Origin of the sequence: Inquilinus limosus MP06, assembly GCF_000767795.1 — a bacterium.
Taxonomy (GTDB): domain Bacteria; phylum Pseudomonadota; class Alphaproteobacteria; order DSM-16000; family Inquilinaceae; genus Inquilinus; species Inquilinus limosus_E.
Map to the genome: position 1 here is coordinate 1 of NZ_JANX01000013.1, position 19,271 is coordinate 19,271.

A 19,271-nucleotide genomic window follows, 5' to 3' on the forward strand; every position below is an offset into this window, starting at 1 on the left:
GAGGCGGCCGAGGCCCTCGCCGCCGCGGCGGACGGGCATTGGCGGCCCGAGGCCCGGGCCTATGCCAGCCTGCTGCCGGCGGCGTCCGGCGCGCCGGGCCGCGATCTCGACATCGCCGTGATCCTCGGCGTGCTGCATGCCGGACTCCCCTCCGGCCCGCACAGCATGCTGGATCCGCGCGCCCAGGCGACGCTGGCAGCGCTGGAGGACCTGTTCGCCGACCTCTACCCGATCAATGCCGGGCGGACCGCCCCGGCGCTGGGCCGCTATCGCGAGGACCGCTACTTCGGCGGCGGCGCCTGGTACATCGCGACCCTGGCGGCGGCCGAGTTCCATTACCGCCTGGCCGCAGCCCTGGCGGGCGGCGTGGAGTTCGTCTTGACCGCGGACAATCGTGGCTTCGTCGCCCGCGCGCTGGGTTCAGAGCCTGACAGCCTGGATGGCCAGCGGCTGGCCGCCGCCTTCCGCGATCGCGGCGACGCCTTCCTGGCCACGGTGCAGGCCTTCACCCCGGCCGACGGCGCGCTGTCGGAGCAGTTCGACCGCGAGACCGGCGCACAGACCTCGGCGAAACATCTGGGCTGGAGCTATGCCGGCTTCATCACCGCGGTCCGGGCGCGGCGGCGGATCGCGCCGGGCTGACGCGGCGGTCTGGCCGGCAGCGGAACCAGACCTAAGTTCCCTCTCTCCCGCCCCTCTGGCCGGAGAGTTTTCCCATGCGGCTGTTCCAGGCCCGCTCCGTCCCGCTGCTGCTCGCCCTCTGCCTTTTCGCCCTGCCCGGCCTGGCCCAGCAGCAGCCGCCCGCGGCGGTGTATGGCGAGCTCTTCCGCGACGTGCAGATGCAGCGGGTCTTCCCGGATGGCAAGACCTTCGTCGATGCCGAGCCGAAGGCAGATCCGGCCGAGATCCTGCGCAGCTACGCCGAGGAGAAGGGGAAGCCCGGCTTCGACCTGGCCGCCTTCGTGCACCGGTACTTCACCCCGCCGGCGGCGGAACGCAGCGGCTATCGCACCGAGTCCGGCCAGGATGTCTGCAGCCATATCGACGCGCTGTGGGACGTGCTGACGCGGCGGCCGGACCGGGCCGACCCGCGCTCCACCCTGCTGCCGCTGCCCAACCCCTATGTCGTCCCGGGCGGGCGCTTCGGCGAGGTCTATTACTGGGATTCCTACTTCACCATGCTGGGCCTGATCCAGAGCGGTCGGCGGGACCTGGCGCGGAACGTGCTGGGCAATTTCGCCAGCCTGATCGACCGCTACGGCCACATCCCGAACGGCAATCGCAGCTACTATCTCAGCCGGTCGCAGGCGCCGTTCTTCGCCACCATGGTCGAGCTGGTGGCCGAGAGCAGCGACGACCCGGCGAAGGTCTATGCCGACGCTCTGCCGACCCTGGCCCGGGAATACGCCTTCTGGATGGACGGCGCCGACTTCCTGAAACCCGGCGAGGCCTATCGCCGGCTGGTCCGGCTGCCGGACGGCACGCTGCTGAACCGCTACTGGGACGACAGCGACCAGCCGCGCGACGAATCCTACCGAGAGGATGTCGAGACCGCGCGGTCGACCGATCGTCCGCCGGGCGAGGTCTATCGCGACCTGCGCGCCGCGGCCGAAAGCGGCTGGGACTTCTCCTCGCGCTGGCTGGCCGACGGCAGGACCCTGGGCACGATCCGGGTGACGGCGGTGGTGCCGCCGGACCTGAACAGCCTGATGGCCGAGCTGGAGACCGTGCTGGCCAAGGCCTATGCGGCCGCCGACCGGCCGGATCGCGCGGCGGAGCTGGAGGCCGTGGCCCGGCAGCGCGCTGAGGCGGTGCGGCGCCTGCTGTGGGATCCCGAGGCCGGGATGTTCACCGACTATCTGTGGCGCGAAGGGCGGCTGACCGGCACGGTCACCTTGGCGACGGCCTATCCGCTGTTCTTCGACCTGGCCGATCCGGACCAGGCTGCCCGCGTCGCCGACACGCTGGAGCGCCGGCTGCTGGCGCCCGGTGGGCTGCTGACCACCGAGATCGCGTCGGGCCAGCAATGGGACGCGCCGAATGGCTGGGCGCCGTTGGAGTGGATCGCGATCCGCGGCCTGGCCCGCACCGGCCATGAGCGATTGGCGGAGACCGTCGCCCGCCGCTGGGCCGAGCGCGTCGTCGGCGTCTACGCGCAGACCGGCAAGCTGACCGAGAAATACGATGTCGCCGGCACCGAAGCGGCCAGCGGCGGGGAGTATCCGAACCAGGACGGCTTCGGCTGGACCAACGGCGTGCTGCGCCGGCTGCTGGCGCTGTATCCGCAGGCGACGGTCGCGGGCGGCGGCGCCATCGCCTGCCGGGCTGCGGCGAACGACAACCAGCCGTCCGCCGCACCGCAAAGCCGGCCCGCGCGCCGGTTGCCTTAAGCCTTGGCAGCGGCGGTCGACGAGGCCCGCCACAGGTCGATGCCGCCGTCGAGCGCGTGGCGGTCGATCTCCGCCAGCTCCTCGGCGGTCAACGGCGTCCCCTTCAGCGCGTCGAGGCTGTCGTCCAACTGCGCCACCGACCGCGCGCCGATCAGGGCCGAGGTGACGCGCGGGTCGCGCAGCACCCAGCTCAGCGCCATCTGCGCAAGGGTCTGGCCGCGCCGCTGGGCGATGCCGTTGAGCTCGCGGATGCGGGCGATGTTGCCCTCTGACAGCAGCCGCGACTGCAGCGATCGGCCGCGCTTGGCCCGAGAATCCTCCGGCACCCCGTCCAGGTACTTCGCGGTCAGCATGCCCTGGGCCAGCGGCGAGAAGGCGATGCAGCCGATGCCCAGCTCCTCCAGCGTGTCCAGCAGCCCGTCCTCGATCCAGCGGTTGAGCATGGAATAGGAGGGCTGGTGGATCAGGCAGGGCGTTCCGAGATCCTTCAGGATCGCCGCGGCCTGGCGCGTCGCCTCCGGCGAGTAGGAGGAGATGCCGACATACAGCGCCTTGCCCTGGCGCACGACATGGTCGAGCGCGCCCATCGTCTCCTCCAGCGGCGTCTCGGGGTCGAGACGGTGCGAGTAGAAGATGTCGACATAGTCGAGCCCCATGCGCTTGAGGCTCTGGTCCAGGCTGGCGACCAGGTATTTGCGCGAGCCGAAATTGCCGTAGGGCCCCGGCCACATGTCGTAGCCGGCCTTGGTCGAGATCAGCAGCTCATCGCGATAGGGCCGGAAATCGGCGGCGAAGATGCGGCCGAAATTCTCCTCGGCCGAGCCGTAGGGCGGGCCGTAATTGTTGGCCAGGTCGAAATGGGTGACGCCGCGGTCGAAGGCGCGGCGCAGCACGGCGCGGCCGGTCTCGACATGATCGACCCCGCCGAAATTCTGCCACAGGCCGAGCGAGATCTCCGGCAGCTGCAGCCCGCTGCGGCCGGAGCGGCGGAAGCGGGCGGTCTCGTAGCGCGCCGTATCGGCGGTCCAGGGCGTCTGCATGGCTGTGTCCGTTCTGTCGGGTTGGGGTCAGGCGACCGGCTGGGCGCATTGCCCGGTGCCGACGATGGTGGTCGTGGCCGCCGCGGCATCGCCGGGCGTGCCGTCCTGCAGGTAGAAGATCTCGTTGTTCTGGTTGAACGCCTTCAGCACGCGCCCGTCGGCATTCTCGATCGTGCCGGTGTGGTTGATCGGGTGCTGGCGGCGGGTGCCCTCCGGCGTCTGGACGATCAGGAAGCCGCACAGCTCGTAGCGCGCGGGCCGGCCAGCCGGCACCTTCACCTGCAGCTCGGCGACCGGGTCGTCCTTGGTGATGTGCAGGATGCCGATGGTGCGGCCGTCGATGGCGACGGTGATCAGCTCCTCGACCTGGTCGGGGCCGAGCTCGTCGACGATGCGGAAGCGGCTGTCCTTCGAGGCGGCGCCGGCCGGAACGGCCGCGGCGAAGAGACCGGCCACCAGCACCAGGACCGCGGCCCACCAGAATCGCAAGCTGCGTGTCGATGGCTGCACGGCACCCTCTCCGTCCCGTCTCTGGCAAGGCAGCGACCCTAGCGCGAGGGCGCGCCACATACCAGCTTGCACGATGCCCCCCGGATCGGTTAGGCCAGCGCTTCCGCGGATGCGGCACGGCCCCAGGCCGTGCCCTTGGCATCCCCCCGAAAAGCCAGTGTAGGGTCAGTTATGCGTTCTTTTGACGGACAGCGGTCCGACGGCGCCCCGATTCGCCGGAACCGCGAGGAAAAGCGGAAGCAGTTGCAGGAGCTGGAGCAGAAGCGTGCCCATCTCGGCACCCACACCTCGCCGACGCTGCGGGCCGCGATGGATCGCAAGATCGCCGAGCTGAAGACCGAGCTGGCGCTGGCTGAGCGCGCTGCCGCGAACCAGGCCGCCAACCCGTCGCCGCAGCCGCGCCGTCCTCCGCGCCGTTGATGGCAAGGGGCGGCGTCGGCCGCCGCCCCTAGATCTCGATCACCAGCCCGTCATGCGCCGGCCGGACATGGCCCGGCAGCTGCCGGCACAGCCACTCGTAATCCATCTGGTGGTTCATGTGGGTCAGCCAGGCCTGCCTGGGCTTCAGCCGCTCGATCCATTCCAGCGTCAGCGCCAGATGGGCGTGCGAGACATGCGGCTCCGGCCGCGTCGCGTCGACCATCCACAGCTCCACCCCCTCCAGCGCCGCCCAGGCGCGGTCGTCGAGGCGGACGACGTCGGTCGAATAGGCGAAGCGGCCGAAGCGGTAGCCCATCGAGACCACGCGGCCGTGATCCTGCTCGAACGGCAGGATGTCGATGTCGCCGACCCGGAACGGCCCGTCCAGCAGATGCGGCACCAGGAACGGGTGGTAGAAGCCACGGTCCATCTCGACCGAGGTCATGATGTAGCCGAAGCGCTCCTCCAGCTCCTGCCGCACCGCCGCGTCCATATAGGCATCGATCGGCTGCTTGAAGGCCAGCGGCCGCAGGTCGTCGATGCCGTGGATGTGGTCAGCATGGGCGTGGGTGTAGAGCAGCGCGTCGACCCGCTTGACCTCGTGGTCCAGCAGCTGGTCGCGCAGATCCGGAGAGGTGTCGATCAGCACCGTGGTGCTGTCGCTCTGCACCAGGATCGACGGCCGCCGCCGGCGGTTGCGCGGATCGGCGGGATCGCAGGTGCCCCAGATGCCGCCGACCATGGGCACGCCCATCGAACCGCCGCAGCCGAGCACCGTGACACGCATCGTTCAGGCCTCTTGCTTCGGAATTTTTGTGAATAGATTAAAGAAATTGTCGCTCGTTCTTCGAGCGAAATCTGAACTAGACAATCCGTGCAGCTCGGCCACCCGCTGGGCGGTATGGGCGACGAAAGCCGGCTCGTTGCGCTTGCCGCGCTTGGGCACCGGCGCCAGGTAGGGCGCGTCGGTCTCGACCAGGATGCGGTCCAGCGGCACGTCCTTCGCCGTGGCCCGGATGTCCTCGGACCGGTTGAAGGTCACGATCCCGGACAGGGAGATGTGAAGACCGAGCTTTACCGATTCTTCAGCGAGTTGCCGTGTTCCGCTGAAGCAATGGATGATGCCGCGCAGCGGCGGCCGGTCGCCGCCCTGCCCCTCCTCCGCCAGGATCCGCAGCGTGTCCGCCTCGGCCTCGCGGGTGTGGACGATCACCGGCAGGTCGGCGATCCGCGCCGCGCGGATGTGGCGCCGGAAGCTCTCCTGCTGCGCCTCGGCCGGGCTGAGGCCGTAATGGTAGTCGAGGCCGGTCTCGCCGATGCCGACCATCTTCGGATGCGCGACGAGGTCCAGGATGCCCTCGACCGTCAGGCCGGTGAAATCCTTCGCCTCATGCGGGTGCACCCCGGCCGCGCCATAGAGCATCGGGAAGCGGTCGACCAGGGCGATCGTGGCCGCCAGCCGGTCCGGCCGGGTGCAGATGGTCAGCATGCAGCCGACCCCGGCCGCCGTGGCGCGGCCGACCACATCGTCGATCTCCGCCGCGAAATCGGGGAAATCGAGATGGCAGTGGCTGTCGACCAGCATCAGGCCGTGGCCTCCGGCTCGACATAGCGCGGGAAGACGCCCTCAGGCGCCGGCAACGGCGTTCCGGGCACCAGCGCGTCGGCATCGCCGATCCGATCGAAACTGCGAGCGTCGGCGGCCACGGCCAGCTGGTCCAGCATCTTGGCCATCGACTGCGGCATCACCGGCTGCATCAGGATCGACAGGCGCCGCACCGTCTCGGCCAGCACCCACAGCACCGTCGCCATCCGGGCCGGATCGGTCTTGCGCAGCGTCCAGGGCGCCTGTTCGTCGACATAGCGGTTGGCCTCGCCGACCACGGCCCAGACGGCATCCAGGCCGCGATGGAACGCCTGGACGTCGAATTCCCGGCGCAGCGTGTCCAGCAGCGCCGGCACCTGGGCCAGCAGGGCGCGATCCTCGTCGGTCAGGCTGCCCGGCTGGGGCACCTGGCCGCCGCAGTTCTTGCCGATCATCGACAGCACGCGCTGCGCCAGGTTGCCGAAGCCGTTGGCCAGCTCGCCATTGGTGCGCTGGATCATGCCGCGGCGGGAGAAGTCGCCGTCCTGGCCGAAGGAGACCTCGCGCAGCAGGAAATAGCGCACCGGGTCGAGGCCGTAGGTCGCGATCAGCTCCAGCGGGTCGATCACGTTGCCGAGCGACTTCGAGATCTTCTGGCCCTCGTTGGTCCACCAGCCATGGGCGAAGACGCGCCTGGTCACCGGCAGCCCGGCCGACATCAGGAAGGCCGGCCAGTACAGGGCGTGGAAGCGCAGGATGTCCTTGCCGACCATGTGCAGGTCGGCCGGCCACCAATGGCGGAAGCTCTCGGACTCCGTGTCGGGATAGCCGACGGCCGTGAGGTAGTTGGTCAGGGCGTCGACCCACACATACATGATGTGCGCCTCGTCGCCCGGCACCTTGATACCCCAGTTGAAGGTGGTGCGGCTGATCGACAGGTCGCGCAGCCCCGACTTGACGAAGGCGATCACCTCGTTGCGGCGGGATTCCGGCGCGATGAAGTCGGGGTTGGCCTCGTAGAATTCCAGCAGCCGGTCGCCCCAGGCCGACAGGCGGAAGAAGTAGCTCGGCTCCTCCACCCACTCGCATTCGGCGCCGGTCGGGGCGATGCGCTTGCCGTCGACGACGGTCAGCTCGTCCTCGCCGTAATAGGCCTCGTCGCGCACCGAGTACCAGCCGGCATAGCCGCCGAGATAGATGTCGCCATTGGCCTTCATCGCCTCCCAGATCGCCTGGGACGCCTTGATGTGGCGCGGCTCGGTGGTGCGGATGAAGTCGTCGTTGCTGAAGTTCATCGCTGCGGCCAGGTCGCGGAAGTTCTGGCTGACGCGGTCGGTGAAGGCCTGCGGGTCCACCCCGGCCGCCTCGGCCGCCTTCTGCACCTTCTGGCCGTGCTCGTCGGTGCCGGTCAGGAAATGGACGTCATAGCCGTCCAGCCGCTTGAACCGGGCCAGCACATCGCAGGCCAGCGTGGTGTAGGCGTGGCCGATATGCGGCTTGTCGTTGACGTAGTAGATCGGGGTGGTGATGTAGAATGTCTTCGGCGCCGTCATCGCGGCCTCTTCCCGTGCTATGTGGCCCGTGCTGCGGCGGCGGTCAGCCGTTGCAGGCGCGCTCGATGCCGATGAACGCCTGCAGGAGAACCTGCTTCCGATCGAGGTTGGACCCGTCCGCCTGAGCGAACAGACGGCGGGTGTTGTCCCACAGCTCCACCCAGCGATCAAGGCCGCCCGCCCCGCCCCCCGCCCGGTCCAGGGCACCGACGACCCGCTGCATCACCGTCCCCTCGCCCGCCACGATCTCGGCCGGGGCGGTGCCGCGGGCGGCGGCGCGGGCCAGCCGCTCCATCCACCAGACCAGCAGCTCGGTGAACAGCCGCCAGCTGGAATCGGCGGCGACAGGCCCGATCCGGTCGCCCATCCTGTGCACGGCCTTGAAGTCGACCCGCGGGAAATCGTCCAGCAGCGCCAGCATGTCGCGGTACAGGCCCAAGCCGCCATCCTCGATCAGCGACGCAGCACGGCCGATGCTTCCCTCCGCCAGCCGTACCAGCGATGCCCGCTCGGCGGGGTCCAACTCGGGCGCATGCTCGGCCAGCAGCCGGTCGACGGTGGCGTTCGGCAGCGGCTCCAGCGCGAGCAGGCGGCAGCGTGAGCGGATGGTCGGCAGCAGCGCGCCGGGGTTGCCGCAGGTCAGCAGCAGCACAGCATGGGCCGGCGGCTCCTCGAGGATCTTCAGCAGGGCGTTGGCGCCGTTGCGATTCATCGCCTCCGCCTCGTCGACGATGACGACACGCCAGGCGCCCTCCGCCGCGGTCAGGCGCAGGAAGGGCTCGATCCGCCGGATCTCCTCGACCGGGATCTCGCGGCTCGCGGCGCCTGCGCTCGTCGTCGCCGCTGTTGCGCTCGATGGTCAGCAGGTCGGCGTGGCCGGCGGCGGCGGCGCGGCGGAAGGTCGGGTGGTCGGCCGGGATCTCCAGGCTCCGGGCGCCGCGAGGCGCGCCGGCCAGCAGGAAGCGGGCGACCCGGTGGGCGAAGGTGGCCTTGCCGATGCCGGGCGGGCCGGTGATCAGCCAGGCATGCGGCAGGCGGCCGGCGCGCAGCGCATCGAGAAACGCAGCCTCCGCCGCCTCATGACCCAGCAGCCGCGGATTGGCGCGGGGCGCCGGAAACTCGCCGCTCATGACGCCGTCGGCCCGAACTTGGCATCCACCGCAGCGCGGATGGCGGCCGCGACCTCGTCCACCGTGCCGCTGGCGTCGATCACGACGCAGCGCTCCGGCTCGGCCGCGGCGATGGCCAGGAAGCCCTCGCGCAGACGCTGGTGCAGGGCCGCGCCCATCCGCTCATAGCGGTCCTCGCCGCCGCGGCGGGCGCCGGCGCGGGCCAGGCCGGTCTCGACCGGAACGTCGAGCACCAGGGTCAGGTCGGGCTTCAGCCCGTCGGTGGCGATCTGGAACAGGGCGTCCAGGCTGGCGCGGTCCACGCCCATGCCCCAGCCCTGATAGACCATCGAGCTGTCGGCGTAGCGGTCGGAGACGACCCAGGCGCCGCGCTCCAGCGCCGGGCGGACGGTGACGCGCAGATGGTCGCGCCGGGCGGCGAAATGCAGCAGCGCCTCGGTCACCGGGTCCCAGCGGTCGGTGTCGCCCTTGACCAGGAGGGTGCGGATCGCTTCCGCCCCCGGCGAGCCGCCGGGCTCGCGCGTGCTCACGACCTCGAGGCCGCGCCCGGCGAGATGGGCGGCCAGGCGCTTGACCTGAGTGCTCTTGCCCGAGCCCTCGCCGCCTTCCAGCGTGATGAAGTGTCCGCCCAAGCGATCCGTCCTCGGTTGCGGCCTCGTCGCGCCGCGGACCGGACGGGTCACTCGGGGACGATGCGTGCTCCGGAATAGCCCGCGTCGGCGATCTGCTTCAAGGCGGTCGATGCGGCCTTGGGGTCGATGAAGGGACCGATGCGCAGCTCGATCGCGCCGGCGGCGGCCGCGGTCGAGATCGGGCCGAAGCGGCGCAGCGCCTCGGACAGCGAGGCGACCTCCTGTGGCCGGGTGGCCCGGGCGGCGGCGACGAACAGGCCGGCCGGATTCGGTTTCGCCTCGTCCCGGACATTGCCGACGATCTCCGGCAGCCGGTCGGGCACGCGGGGCGCCGGCGGCACGGCGATGTAGCGCGCGTCGGGCAGGTCGTCATCCTTGCCGGTCGACGCGACCTGGTTCTTCCGCGCCTGGTCGCGCTGCTGCTGCAGCGCGTTGAAGCGGGTTTCCTCCTCCAGCACCTGGATCTTGACCCGGGCGGTGCCGGCGCCGCGGAAGCCCAGCAGCTCCGCGCCGCGCGAGGACATATCGAGGATCTTCGACCGCACGAACGGCCCGCGGTCATTGATCTTGACGATCAGCGTCCGGCCGTTGTCGAGGTTGGTGACCTTGACCAAGCTGGGCAGCGGCAGGCTGCGATGCGCCGCGGTGACCAGGCCGGTGTCGAAGCGCTCGCCGCTGGCGGTCTTGCGGCCGTGGAAGCCGGGCCCGTACCAAGTGGCGTTGCCGACCTGCACCGACTCCCGGTCCGTCCGCGCCACGTAGCGGACGCCATCGATGGTGACGACACCCGGATCGGCGGGTCGTGCGAGAGTGGGCCGCTCGGCGAGGCTCCCCTTGCCCGGTTGGGAGGGAGCACATCCGGTGGCGGCCAGCGCCACGCCGATGGCTGCGACGACGGCGAGCCCCGGGAGACGATCCGACTTCGTGCGGCTGAATTTCACGCAAAAAGAGCGGCGTCCGGACCGGGTCTGGATCGGTTCGGCAGTCATGTCCGCCCGTATGTCATAAGATCCCGTCAAAGGTCCAGCATATTCGTCTCGGTCCGGTCCGTCATATTATGGCATGTGCTGGAAGCCGGTGAGGCAACCTGTCCCGGCCGTCGCTTTGCACCCAGTATTTCTGGGTATTTCTGCATGCCCTCATAGGTTGTATTGGCAAGCCGACCGCTTCGACAGCAACGCCCGTAACCGCTTCGGTTCGCAGTGAAAAGCGACAACTCACGATTTCAGGTATCGAATGTCGCCTGCGCCTCCCGCATGGCCCGAACGATGCGAAGCGATTTGAAACCGGCGGGGCAAATCCGTATGGTGCGGCCGGTCCGGATGGGTGGCCGAGCGGTTTAAGGCACCGGTCTTGAAAACCGGCGTGGCGGCGACGTCACCGTGGGTTCGAATCCCACCCCATCCGCCATTCACCCTCGATTCCGACCCGAGCCCGAAAGTAGGCGTTGCTCGCCATGTTCATGGCGCTGCTGTTCCAAGCGCTGCAGCTAGTACCTCGGCCAGGCCTCGCCCGGCGCTGCCGTCCTTATCAAGGCGCGGATTGTAGATGGTGATCTCGATGCCGGCTGCCTTGCCGCTCGCCAAGGCAACCCGAAGCGCGGCCCCCAGCTCGTCCCACGACAACCCGCCCGGCACGCGGAAATCGACAGCCGGCATGATGGCGTCGTCGAGACAGTCGGCGTCAAGGTGGATGAAGAAGCCGTCCAGCCCGGGACGCGTCAGGTGGGCGATCGCTTCGCGCGCGGCAGCCTCGATACCCATCGCGCGCACGGCGGGTAGGTCGAGCGCCTTGAGCTCTTCGGGTAGGAGTTGGCTTCCGTATTCCTCCTGATCCTCGTGATCACGATATGCGAACGCGACAGCGTCTTGAGGGTGGACCAGAGGACCGCGATCTTCGATGTCGGTCAGGAGCGGCGGGCCGTGGCCGGTCACGAAGGCGAGGTCCATCGAGGCACCCTCGCCATTGGGCTCCGCCTCGGGCTGGAAAAAATCGGCGTTGCCGTCGACGAAGAACAGGCCATAGCGGCCGCGCCGTCGAAACGCGAGCATCGAGCCCAGCACGATCGTGCAATCGCCGCCCAGCACCACCGGAAATTCGCCAGCATCAAGCACCGCTTCCACTGCGTCGGCGAGCTTGGGCGACCACGCCGCAATTGCCCCGGCGTTCAGGATGCCGGTCTCGGGATCGGTCGCCGGGTCTTTCGAAGGCACCATCAGCCGCGCGGCGCGGCGCGCATGGATGCGCTCCGCAAGACCGAGGCCCAAGAGCTGGCCGGGCAAGTGCTCCACACCGTCGGTCGCCAAGCCCAGCGTGGAAGGGGCTTCGACAATTGCATATGGAAGGGTCGGCATGCACGCCTCCGTTAGCAACTATTTTGCGGAGTAGGTCACTGCCTCGATCTTGTGACCGTCCGGATCGCGGACGAACGCCCCATAATAATTGGCGTCGTAGTTCGGCCGCAGCCCCGGAGCGCCATCGTCGCTGCCACCATGTTTTAATGCTGCTGCGTAAAATCGATTGACCATCGAACGGTCCTCGACGGCAAAGGCGATATGAGTGCCGTTGCCCACGGTCGCAGGTTTTCCGTCAATCGGAACCTGAACGCTGAAGTGAAATGTGCCGCTTCCGTAGCCTAGTCCCCCCTCGTCCTCTGCCATCGGAACAATGCCGAGAATGGGCAAAACGGCGTCGTAGAAGCGCTTTGAGCGTTCGACATCATTGGTCCCAATCGAGACATGGTGGATCAAAACTGCCTCCCGCTCTGACCTTGTTTCCTAACGGCAGCTTCCGGTCATTGTTCCCTCAAAGCAGACCGTCGCTTATCCACCCGTTTGAGCCCTTTGGTCGTAGCTTTATTCAGGAAGGTCATGGGCTATAGCGTAGACGTAGTTCTCCGTTTCGTCGTTCTCGGCCCGCCATTAGCCGCCGCCGGCTGCAGTTGCGGGAAGCGGTTGGGCGGAGTGATCGAGCACGCGCGCCCCGAGCCCGCTGAAATCCGACGCTAGAGCAATATGATTGTGCGATACGGGTCGGCTATCTTCAGGATTCCAACCTGATCGCAAGGCGCGTCGGACCGATCTATGGGAAATTCGTCGCGAGCCCGGGCTACATCAAGGCGCATGGATCGCCCGAAACGCCGGAGGAGCTCGTCGCTCACGAGGCTCTGATGCAGGACACCGAGAGCTGGCAGCTCACGGACGGCGACAAGATCATCACGGTTCGCCCGCAGGGGCGCTTCAAGGCCGACAACGGCATGGCCCTGGTTGCCGGCGCGACAGCGGGGCTCGGGATCGCTTACCTGCCCGATTGCCTGACCCATGAACATATAGCGTCCGGTGCGCTCATGCCGGTCATGACGCGTCATCCACCGCCTCCGGCCGGTGCATATGTCATCCGCCCGCCGGGTCAGCATCCCGCACGGAAGATACGGGTCCTCACCGAATTGCTGATCGAGCATTGCGAACCGGCTCCGCACCTCGCGGGTGTCGATCGCTGAAGCACGAACGGCGCGAAGCGTTCATCCGAAAGCTTCACACCCGGCCTGTTTTGCGCACTTGCCGCCGTCCCCGCCCGCCGGAACTGCGTCCGGCCGACCCCCATTGTCCCAATGAGATATCCGGCAGCCACCTGAGGCCATGGCGATACGGAGATGACGATGGCCGATCATCAGGGCTCTCGCCCCGTTCCTCCTCATCCGAAGCAGCAGCAGGACCCTCCGGGCCTGACCGAGCCCATGGATCCTCCACCGGATCACGGCGAGGACAGCTATCGCGGCAGCGGCCGGATGCAGGGCAAGGTCGCGCTGATCACCGGCGGCGATTCCGGCATCGGCCGAGCCGTTGCCATCGCCTTCGCCCGCGAGGGCGCCGACATCCTGGTCTCCTACCTCGACGAGCATGAGGATGCCCGCGAGACCGCACGCTGGGTGGAGCAGGCCGGGCGGCGCGTCATCGCGGTGGCCGGCGACGTCGCCGACGAGGCGCATTGCCGGACGCTGGTCGATCGCACGGTCCGCGAGCTCGGCGGCATCGACATCCTGGTCAACAACGCCGCCCACCAGATGACCTTCGACAGCCTCGACCAGATCAGCGCCGAGGAATGGGACCGCACCTTCCGGACCAACATCCACAGCCAGTTCTACCTGGCCAAGGCCGCGGTGCCGCACATGAAGCCCGGCAGCGCCATCGTCAACACCTCGTCGATCAACGCCAAGGATCCGTCGCCATCGCTGCTGGCCTATGCCACCACCAAGGGCGCCATCGCCAACTTCACCGTCGGCCTGGCGAAGCTGCTGGCCGACAAGGGCATCCGTGTCAACGCCGTCGCCCCCGGGCCGGTCTGGACGCCGCTGATCCCGGCCACCATGCCCGAGGACAAGGTCGAGAGCTTCGGCGGCAACACGCCGCTGGGGCGGCCGGCGCAGCCGGCGGAGCTGGCGCCCGCCTATGTGCTGCTGGCCTCGACCGAGGCGAGCTACATCACCGGTGCGGTCCTGGCGGTCACCGGCGGCCGGCCCATGCTCTAGCGCGGAGACGCGGGATGACCCGATCCATGCGATTGGCCGGCCTGATCTGTTCGGCCGCCCTCCTCCTGGCCCAGGCCGCGGCCGGCCAGCCGCAGCCGGTCGCGCCCGGTTTTCCGTCCCCGACCGAGCAGGCCCCTGTGGCCCATCCGTCGTCCACCCTGCGGGGCACCAGCCTGATCGGCGCCAATGTGACCGATACCGGCGGCCGCAGTATCGGGACGATCTCCGACTTCGCCTTCGATTCCCGCGGCGGCGCGATCCGCTATGTCGTGGTCGGCGTCGACGAGGTCCTCGGGCTTTCGCTCAAGCAGGTGAAGATCCCGAGCGACAAGCTGCGGCTGGCCGAGGCGACGGAGGGCGAGGTCGCGACCGACCTGACCGAGGACGACCTGAAGGCGCTGCCGGAAGCCGACGACGAGCGCTGAGGCAGCCCAGCGGAAAGGAGCGATCCGATGCAGACCTGGCAAGTCACGAACCCGGCCGGCGATCCCATCGTCATCCAGGGCGAGGATCTGGTCAGCGCGATGTCGCGGCACCGCGAAGCGCTGCTGGACCTGGCCTTCCCCGGCGGAGTCGATGCCGTCGAGACCGCCTGGATGCATTGGGACCAGGACCTGCTGGGCGGCGAGGGCGCGATCGAGCTGATCCTGACCTGCCAGCGGGACGGTGCCGAACGCGAGGGCCGGGTCCTGATCCACGCTGCCCCCGGCGAGATCGCCCCGGACACCGGTCGGGCGGTGTTCTTCTGACGCTGTCGAGGAAGGAAGGCGAGATGCAGCGGTTTCAGGGCAAGGTCGCGATCGTGACCGGAGCCGGCTCAGGCATCGGCGAGGCGGCGGCCCGGCGCCTGTCCGAGGAGGGCGCCGCAGTGGTCCTGGTCGACCGGGAGGAAGAGCGCCTCCGCCGGGTCGCCGGGAGCCTGCCGGCCGACCGCACGCTGATTCAGGCCGTGGACGTGTCGCGATCCGACGCCGTCGACGGCATGGTCGCGGCGGCGGTCGACCGCTTCGGCCGCCTGGACGTGCTGGTCAACAATGCCGGCATCCATGAGAGCGGCGACCCGGCCGAGATCAGCGATGAGCGCTGGCGCGCGGTGATGGCCACGGACGCCGACGGCGTGTTCTTCGGCTGCCGGGCGGCGATCCCGCATCTCGAGAAATCCCATGGCGCGATCGTCAATACCGCCTCGGTCTCCGGCACCGGCGGCGATTGGGGCATGAGCCCCTACAACGCCGCCAAGGGCGCCGTCGTCAACCTGACCCGGGCGCTGGCGCTCGACCTCGGCCGCCGAGGCATCCGCGTCAACGCCGTCTGCCCCAGCCTGACCCGCACCGGCATGACCGAGGAGATGCTGCAGGACGAGGCGCTGGTGGCGAAGTTCACCGAGCGGATTCCGCTGGGCCGGGTGTGCGAGCCCGAGGAGGTCGCGGCCGTCGTCGCCTTCCTGGCCAGCGACGACGCCAGTTTTGTCACAGGTGCCAATGTCGCGGTCGATGGCGGCGTCTCCGCCTCCAACGGCCAGCCGGCGCAAGCCTGACCGCGGCGCGCCGGCATGGAACCGGACGGCCGGGAGGACGGGCTGCGCCATGGGCCGCTCGGGCCGTCGGCCCTCCATCTCTGCATCGACATGCAGGAGCTGTTCGCGCGCGAGACGCCCTGGCATGTGCCCTGGGCCCACCGCACCGCGCCGTCGATCCGGCGGCTTGCGGAGCATCGGCCGGAACACACGGCGTTCACCCGCTTCCTGCCGCCGCAGCGGCCGGAGGACATGCCGGGAGCCTGGCGGCGCTTCTATTCCCGCTGGGCGGAGATGACCCGCGGTGCTATCGACCCGGTGCTGCTGGAGCTGGTGCCGATGCTGGCCGAGTTCGTACCCCCTGCCCTCGCCTTCGACAAGCACGGCTATTCCGCCTTCACCGCGCCGAGGCTGGGGCGATGGCTGCGGGAGAGCGGCGTCGACACGCTGATCGTCACCGGCGGCGAGACCGATGTCTGCGTCTGGGCGACGGTGATCGGCGCGGTCGACCGCGGCTACCGCGTGGTGCTGGCGGCCGATGCGGTCTGCAGCACCTCGGACGCCACCCATGACGCGCTGCTGCAGCTCTGCCGCAGCCGCTTCTCGCAGCAGATCGAAGTGGCCACCGTCGACCAGGTCCTCGACGCCTGGCGGTGAGAGCCGTCCGTCCCTAGATGCTTAGTCCCCGGCCGGCGGACCGTCATGCTTTCGAACGGCCGCCGTTTGCTCTTGCAGCCGCGAGCGCCGCCCATCGCGGATCGGTGTGGCGGCCGGCATATTCGCGGTCGATCCGGTCGACGATGTCATCGGCGTTGTTCGGATCGACCGCCGCCAGGATCGCGTCCAGCTTCGCCTCCATCCGGTCGTCGCCCTCCTTGGACTGGGGCGACCCGATATAGAGCAGAAACGCCAGGCCGCCGATCTGCCAGATCAACTGCAGGAACTCAGACTGCCAGTTCTCCAGCGTGTCGCGCCCCATTTCGACCAGATACCCCGACAACATGATGGAGGCGCCATGCTGCTGCTGTTCGTCGACATAGGCGAACCAGCCGAAAACCCAGTGCCCGATCAGCGAGATGACGAAGAAGCCAAGCGTCACCCAGCCGTAGCCGTACCGTTTCCAGATTGTCATGGCGTGCTCCAGCATCGAGCTTTGCAGGCTTTCTGGCTGGCTGCTGCACCGGCGACTGAACGGCCGCGCTGTCGGAGCCCGGCCATCGGCTGCCGGCTCAGTAGCGCAGCGCTGCCGCCGCCGGAACCGAGCGCGGCAGCCGCTCCCGCGGCAGGCTGAAGGCGATGCCGCCGGTCTCCAGCGTCATCACCGCCGCGAGGTTCAGCAGGTCCTCCTCGCCGGTCGGGGTGCCCCGCGCGGCGGCGACGCCCCTGCCCTCGTCGAAATGGCCCCAGATCGTCTCATCGGCGGCGATCAGCAGCGAATCCACCCGGCCGTCGCGCGCGGCGGCCAGGATCTCCTCGAGCTTGATCGCGACCGTCGGCTCGGCCGTGCCGAGTCGAGCCTTGATGCGATCCAGCACCGGCTCGGCCTTCGCGTCGCCCGGCGGCAGTGCAGTCAGGGCGGCCGCATGCAGGTCCTCGTCACTCATCCGCGCCGGATGGTGGTTTACGAAGTCCGGCAGCAGCTCCGGCCAGTCTCCGGCGCTGTGGACATGACCGGCCAGTTCAGGCTCGGCCACCAGCACCACGGGCGCCGGATCATCGGCCAAGTGGCGACGCACCGCCTTGACGGAGCGGTGGACGAACTCGACTAGCTGGGTCTTGTGCAGCTCTGCCGGGCTTTCGTAGCTGTGCCGCGTTGCCGAGACGGCGTCGCCGGCGCTGCCGCGGCCCGGCGCGTTGGCCTGCTTCGTCACCTCGGCGTCGGACTCCGCCGCCACCTGTTCGAGAGAACGCGGCAGATCCTGAGGCGTGGCATCATGGCAGGCCTCGCGCGTCGCCTTGAGCAGACGTGTTCCCCCGGCGCTGATCGCCAAGATGTGAAAGCGCTCGCCCGGGCCGAACCGGTCGAGGATCGGGCGCAGCAGGAAACGATGGCCGACCGCACTCATATCCTCCGGCGGCGCCTCGCCCAACGGCAGGGCGTGGACGCGGTCCTCCGCCAGGAACAGCGCGAAGCCGGGATCGAGCGCCGGGAAGTCGGCGGTGGACAGGGCCTCCTCGCCCGCGGCCAGCAACGCCTGGCGCCGCTCCGGCGCGAGGTCGGCCGCCTGCAGCCGCTGCTGCAGCATATGCTTCAGGTTCCGGCGCTTGGCCCCAAGCCCCCCGGTGGCGCGCTGCACCGGCTCGGTGGCGACATAGAGTGTGACGGCGGGGTCGTGGGCGGCCACGAGCCATGCCCTGTCCTGCGGGGTGATCGTCGGGTCGGATGTCGGCTGCGCCATGAGCGGCCTCCTCAGGAAGATCGGCGGGTGCGCTTCGGCTTCTTCGGATAGTCGCGGCCCTCCGACTGGTCGGTCCGGCCGGGCAGGTCACCGAGGGTCTCCACGGCCTCGATCGGCTCGACCGGCTCCGGATGAATCGCCTCCTCGCCCTCCGTGGCCACCGGGTTGGGCTTGGTCGCGTCGCGCTGATTGTCCTCGATCGCCACCAGCTCCCGCGCCATCTCCCAATGCGCCTGGTCCCGGCCGGACGGACAGCCTTCCTCGATCCAGATGCGATGAGCGTGCTCGCGGATCCGCTGCTCGAGATCGTCCATATCGCGCTTCTCCTTCCGAGATGCCTTCCCCTGGCGAACAGGCCCGGCGGGAGGGCGGTTCCGGACGGTTCGAGGCGCCTGCACCGATGCCCCGCCTCGGCTCGGTCGGCGGAACCCGGCACGGCTTCGTGCCGTCTCCCGGTCAAGCCCATCCGTCGCCGCAGGAGCCGCTGTGACCGACCTCGAACCGCGCAAGGGCACCGCGAGCCCCCGACTGACCGAAACGGAGTTCCGTCTCCGGTTCTTCGGCCAGTTCCAGGATCCCGCCTACGACCCGCTGCAGGCCGAGCTCGGCCTGATCGCGGACGCCGCCTGGGATGCCTACAGCCATTCGCGGAAGAGCCCGCGGACGCGGAAGGCGGGGCCGGGCTTCGCGGATCCGGGCTACGACCTCTCGGTCGACTGGCTCGCCGCCCGCGATGCGATCCGGCAGGCGCAGCGCCGGCATGACGACCCGGCCCTGCCCGCCCGGATCCTGCTGGTATGCGGCTCCTCGCGCAGCGAGCACACCTGCCCCGGCGAGATGTCAAAGACCTTCCGCCTGACCGAGCTGGCGCGGGAGATCGTCGCCGCGGCGGAAGGCGTCGAGGCGGACGTGCTCGACCTCAGCCGGCTTGCCTCGGAATACGGGCGGCACATCCACCCCTGCAAGGCGTGCTTCTCGACGTCCCCTGCCCTGTGCCACTGGCCATGCTCCTGCTATCCGAACCACTCGCTGGGCCAGGTGCAGGACTGGATGAACGACATCTACCCGCTGTGGGTCGCAGCCCGCGGGATCATGATCCTGACCCCAGTGAACTGGTACCAGACATCCTCGCCGGTGAAGCTGATGATGGACCGGCTGGTCTGCGCCGATGGCGGCAACCCGGACCCGACCCTGACCCAGGGAAAGGACGCGAAGCGGGCCAAGGAGATCGAGATGGCGGGCTGGGACTATCCCCGCCATTTGGCCGGCCGGCTGTTCTCGGTGGTTGTCCACGGCGACGTCGAGGGTGCGTCGGATGTTCGCCGCAGCCTGTCGGACTGGCTGAGCTACATGCATCTCAAGCCCGCCGGGTCGCTGGCGGAGGTCGACCGCTACATCGGCTACTGGGAGCCCTACGCCACCAGCCACGCCGCCCTGGATGCCGATCAGGCGGTCCAGGAGGAGGTGCGCAACGCCGCCCGCACCCTGGTGGAGGCGGTGCAGGCCCAGCGTGCGGGGCAGCAGGTGGCGGCCGGCGCGACCCTGCGGGAGCCGCGCCAGAAGTGACA

The 19,271-nt window shown here is 69.1% G+C and carries 22 protein-coding genes, 1 tRNA gene and 1 pseudogene; 11 read left to right on the plus strand and 13 right to left on the minus strand.

What is annotated here, in order from left to right; genetic code table 11:
* Together P409_RS02555 and treF are read left to right on the plus strand one after the other, a co-directional pair.
* Positions 1-642, plus strand: a 642-nt coding sequence (locus P409_RS02555) for a glycoside hydrolase family 15 protein (protein WP_238578582.1), incomplete at its 5' end; no start/stop codon positions are given.
* Positions 643-716: 74 nt separating this feature from the next.
* Positions 717-2,390 carry an alpha,alpha-trehalase TreF gene (treF, locus tag P409_RS02560; protein ID WP_052119942.1) on the plus strand — a complete coding sequence of 558 codons (1,674 nt, stop codon included), beginning with the start codon at positions 717-719 and terminating at the stop codon, positions 2,388-2,390.
* Here the strand turns inward: treF and mgrA are convergent.
* Both mgrA and P409_RS02570 read right to left on the minus strand, forming a co-directional pair.
* Complete coding sequence (gene mgrA, locus P409_RS02565; protein WP_034831484.1) at positions 2,387-3,430, minus strand: L-glyceraldehyde 3-phosphate reductase; 1,044 nt, start codon at positions 3,428-3,430, stop codon at positions 2,387-2,389. The genes treF and mgrA overlap by 4 nt on opposite strands.
* A gap of 27 nt (positions 3,431-3,457) precedes the next feature.
* Positions 3,458-3,940 carry a hypothetical protein gene (locus P409_RS02570; RefSeq protein ID WP_152613212.1) on the minus strand — a complete coding sequence of 161 codons (483 nt, stop codon included), beginning with the start codon at positions 3,938-3,940 and terminating at the stop codon, positions 3,458-3,460.
* Between the two features lie 243 nt (positions 3,941-4,183).
* Between P409_RS02570 and P409_RS02575 the strand changes: the two genes are divergently transcribed.
* Entirely contained in the window at positions 4,184-4,360 is a 177-nt protein-coding gene (locus P409_RS02575) for a hypothetical protein (RefSeq protein WP_238578583.1), read from the plus strand.
* Positions 4,361-4,388: 28 nt separating this feature from the next.
* On the opposite strand, the gene P409_RS02580 is transcribed toward P409_RS02575, so the two are convergent.
* From P409_RS02580 to P409_RS40230, 6 genes are all read right to left on the minus strand, one after another.
* On the minus strand, positions 4,389-5,147 hold the full coding sequence (locus P409_RS02580) for an MBL fold metallo-hydrolase (RefSeq protein ID WP_034831490.1): 759 nt from the start codon (positions 5,145-5,147) through the stop codon (positions 4,389-4,391).
* Positions 5,148-5,150: 3 nt separating this feature from the next.
* Positions 5,151-5,945 carry a TatD family hydrolase gene (locus P409_RS02585; protein ID WP_034831492.1) on the minus strand — a complete coding sequence of 265 codons (795 nt, stop codon included), beginning with the start codon at positions 5,943-5,945 and terminating at the stop codon, positions 5,151-5,153.
* The gene (gene metG / locus P409_RS02590) at positions 5,945-7,498 is read right to left on the minus strand and encodes a methionine--tRNA ligase (RefSeq protein WP_034831494.1); all 1,554 of its coding nucleotides are present in this window, start codon (positions 7,496-7,498) and stop codon (positions 5,945-5,947) included. Before metG ends, P409_RS02585 begins: the two co-directional genes overlap by 1 nt.
* 43 nt (positions 7,499-7,541) lie before the next feature.
* Positions 7,542-8,306 (minus strand): DNA polymerase III subunit delta', encoded by a 765-nt coding sequence (locus tag P409_RS02595; protein ID WP_343285489.1) that lies wholly within the window; start codon positions 8,304-8,306, stop codon positions 7,542-7,544.
* A 318-nt stretch (positions 8,307-8,624) separates the two neighbouring features.
* Positions 8,625-9,260 (minus strand): dTMP kinase, encoded by a 636-nt coding sequence (gene tmk / locus P409_RS02600; protein WP_034831496.1) that lies wholly within the window; start codon positions 9,258-9,260, stop codon positions 8,625-8,627.
* Positions 9,261-9,307: 47 nt separating this feature from the next.
* The gene (locus P409_RS40230; RefSeq protein WP_052119943.1) at positions 9,308-10,018 is read right to left on the minus strand and encodes a septal ring lytic transglycosylase RlpA family protein; all 711 of its coding nucleotides are present in this window, start codon (positions 10,016-10,018) and stop codon (positions 9,308-9,310) included.
* 562 nt (positions 10,019-10,580) lie between these two features.
* On the opposite strand from P409_RS40230, the gene P409_RS02610 reads away from it, so the two are divergent.
* Positions 10,581-10,670, plus strand: a tRNA-Ser gene (locus P409_RS02610).
* Positions 10,671-10,720: 50 nt separating this feature from the next.
* Here the strand turns inward: P409_RS02610 and P409_RS02615 are convergent.
* Positions 10,721-11,614, minus strand: a complete 894-nt coding sequence (locus P409_RS02615) for an arginase family protein (RefSeq protein ID WP_034831498.1) — start codon at positions 11,612-11,614, stop codon at positions 10,721-10,723.
* Positions 11,615-11,632: 18 nt separating this feature from the next.
* Entirely contained in the window at positions 11,633-12,010 is a 378-nt protein-coding gene (locus tag P409_RS36830; protein ID WP_081991160.1) for a VOC family protein, read from the minus strand.
* A gap of 272 nt (positions 12,011-12,282) precedes the next feature.
* On the opposite strand from P409_RS36830, the pseudogene P409_RS02620 reads away from it, so the two are divergent.
* The 6 genes and pseudogenes from P409_RS02620 to P409_RS02645 form a co-directional block, all read left to right on the plus strand.
* Positions 12,283-12,759 (plus strand): annotated as a pseudogene (locus P409_RS02620) (substrate binding domain-containing protein); the annotation flags it as partial.
* A 159-nt stretch (positions 12,760-12,918) separates the two neighbouring features.
* The gene (locus tag P409_RS02625) at positions 12,919-13,788 is read left to right on the plus strand and encodes an SDR family oxidoreductase (RefSeq protein ID WP_034831515.1); all 870 of its coding nucleotides are present in this window, start codon (positions 12,919-12,921) and stop codon (positions 13,786-13,788) included.
* Between the two features lie 14 nt (positions 13,789-13,802).
* Positions 13,803-14,213: a PRC-barrel domain-containing protein gene (locus P409_RS35965; protein ID WP_081991162.1), complete on the plus strand. Its 411-nt coding sequence runs from the start codon at positions 13,803-13,805 to the stop codon at positions 14,211-14,213.
* Positions 14,214-14,240: 27 nt separating this feature from the next.
* Positions 14,241-14,537 carry a hypothetical protein gene (locus P409_RS02635; protein ID WP_034831499.1) on the plus strand — a complete coding sequence of 99 codons (297 nt, stop codon included), beginning with the start codon at positions 14,241-14,243 and terminating at the stop codon, positions 14,535-14,537.
* Positions 14,538-14,560: 23 nt separating this feature from the next.
* On the plus strand, positions 14,561-15,325 hold the full coding sequence (budC, locus tag P409_RS02640) for a meso-2,3-butanediol dehydrogenase (RefSeq protein ID WP_034831501.1): 765 nt from the start codon (positions 14,561-14,563) through the stop codon (positions 15,323-15,325).
* 15 nt (positions 15,326-15,340) lie between these two features.
* Positions 15,341-15,961: a cysteine hydrolase family protein gene (locus P409_RS02645; protein WP_034831502.1), complete on the plus strand. Its 621-nt coding sequence runs from the start codon at positions 15,341-15,343 to the stop codon at positions 15,959-15,961.
* 43 nt (positions 15,962-16,004) lie between these two features.
* Here P409_RS02645 and P409_RS02650 read toward each other — a convergent pair whose 3' ends face one another.
* From P409_RS02650 to P409_RS02660, 3 genes are all read right to left on the minus strand, one after another.
* The gene (locus P409_RS02650; protein ID WP_193366470.1) at positions 16,005-16,451 is read right to left on the minus strand and encodes a DUF6766 family protein; all 447 of its coding nucleotides are present in this window, start codon (positions 16,449-16,451) and stop codon (positions 16,005-16,007) included.
* 82 nt (positions 16,452-16,533) lie between these two features.
* The gene (locus P409_RS02655) at positions 16,534-17,703 is read right to left on the minus strand and encodes a baeRF3 domain-containing protein (RefSeq protein WP_034831503.1); all 1,170 of its coding nucleotides are present in this window, start codon (positions 17,701-17,703) and stop codon (positions 16,534-16,536) included.
* An 11-nt stretch (positions 17,704-17,714) separates the two neighbouring features.
* Positions 17,715-18,017 carry a DUF2934 domain-containing protein gene (locus P409_RS02660; protein ID WP_034831504.1) on the minus strand — a complete coding sequence of 101 codons (303 nt, stop codon included), beginning with the start codon at positions 18,015-18,017 and terminating at the stop codon, positions 17,715-17,717.
* Between the two features lie 172 nt (positions 18,018-18,189).
* Between P409_RS02660 and P409_RS02665 the strand changes: the two genes are divergently transcribed.
* Positions 18,190-19,269, plus strand: coding sequence for a flavodoxin family protein (locus P409_RS02665; RefSeq protein WP_034831505.1), 1,080 nt, complete (start codon positions 18,190-18,192; stop codon positions 19,267-19,269).
* Positions 19,270-19,271: the final 2 nt, after the last annotated feature.

Coding starts and splice junctions, on each gene's coding strand:
- treF (WP_052119942.1), top strand. CDS start 717: ATGCGGCTGTTCCAGGCCCGCTCCGTCCCGCTGCTGCTCGCCCTCTGC.
- mgrA (WP_034831484.1), bottom strand. CDS start 3,430: ATGCAGACGCCCTGGACCGCCGATACGGCGCGCTACGAGACCGCCCGC.
- P409_RS02580 (WP_034831490.1), bottom strand. CDS start 5,147: ATGCGTGTCACGGTGCTCGGCTGCGGCGGTTCGATGGGCGTGCCCATG.
- P409_RS02585 (WP_034831492.1), bottom strand. CDS start 5,945: ATGCTGGTCGACAGCCACTGCCATCTCGATTTCCCCGATTTCGCGGCG.
- metG (WP_034831494.1), bottom strand. CDS start 7,498: ATGACGGCGCCGAAGACATTCTACATCACCACCCCGATCTACTACGTC.
- P409_RS02615 (WP_034831498.1), bottom strand. CDS start 11,614: ATGCCGACCCTTCCATATGCAATTGTCGAAGCCCCTTCCACGCTGGGC.
- P409_RS02625 (WP_034831515.1), top strand. CDS start 12,919: ATGGCCGATCATCAGGGCTCTCGCCCCGTTCCTCCTCATCCGAAGCAG.
- P409_RS35965 (WP_081991162.1), top strand. CDS start 13,803: ATGACCCGATCCATGCGATTGGCCGGCCTGATCTGTTCGGCCGCCCTC.
- P409_RS02635 (WP_034831499.1), top strand. CDS start 14,241: ATGCAGACCTGGCAAGTCACGAACCCGGCCGGCGATCCCATCGTCATC.
- budC (WP_034831501.1), top strand. CDS start 14,561: ATGCAGCGGTTTCAGGGCAAGGTCGCGATCGTGACCGGAGCCGGCTCA.
- P409_RS02645 (WP_034831502.1), top strand. CDS start 15,341: ATGGAACCGGACGGCCGGGAGGACGGGCTGCGCCATGGGCCGCTCGGG.
- P409_RS02650 (WP_193366470.1), bottom strand. CDS start 16,451: ATGCTGGAGCACGCCATGACAATCTGGAAACGGTACGGCTACGGCTGG.
- P409_RS02655 (WP_034831503.1), bottom strand. CDS start 17,703: ATGGCGCAGCCGACATCCGACCCGACGATCACCCCGCAGGACAGGGCA.
- P409_RS02660 (WP_034831504.1), bottom strand. CDS start 18,017: ATGGACGATCTCGAGCAGCGGATCCGCGAGCACGCTCATCGCATCTGG.